Below are 495 nucleotides of genomic sequence, written 5' to 3' on the forward strand. Positions count from 1 at the left end.
GCTTAAGCCCCGCTACATTGTCGGCGCAGGACCACTTGACCAGTGAGCTATTACGCACTCTTTCAAGGGTGGCTGCTTCTAAGCCAACCTCCTGGTTGTCTGGGCAATCCCACATCCTTTCCCACTGAGCACACACTTAGGGGCCTTAGCTGGTGTTCTGGGCTGTTTCCCTCTCGACGACGAAGCTTATCCCCCGCCGTCTCACTGCCGCGCTCTCACTAACCGGTATTCGGAGTTTGGTTGATTTCGGTAACCCGGTAAGGCCCCTAGACCATCCAGTAGCTCTACCCCCGGCAAGAAACACGCGACGCTGCACCTAAATGCATTTCGGGGAGAACCAGCTATCACGGAGTTTGATTGGCCTTTCACCCCTACCCACAGCTCATCCCCTCAGTTTTCAACCTAAGTGGGTTCGGGCCTCCACGACGTCTTACCGTCGCTTCACCCTGGCCATGGGTAGATCACTCCGCTTCGGGTCTAGACCACGCGACTCAA

Annotated in this window: 1 rRNA gene; it reads right to left on the reverse strand. The window is 56.4% G+C overall.

The features are described from left to right. Positions 1-495: ribosomal RNA gene (locus tag WA670_RS45055) — 23S ribosomal RNA — on the reverse strand; the annotation flags it as partial.

Origin of the sequence: Amycolatopsis sp. VC5-11 (assembly GCF_037034185.1) — a bacterium.
GTDB classification, from domain to species: domain Bacteria; phylum Actinomycetota; class Actinomycetes; order Mycobacteriales; family Pseudonocardiaceae; genus Amycolatopsis; species Amycolatopsis nivea.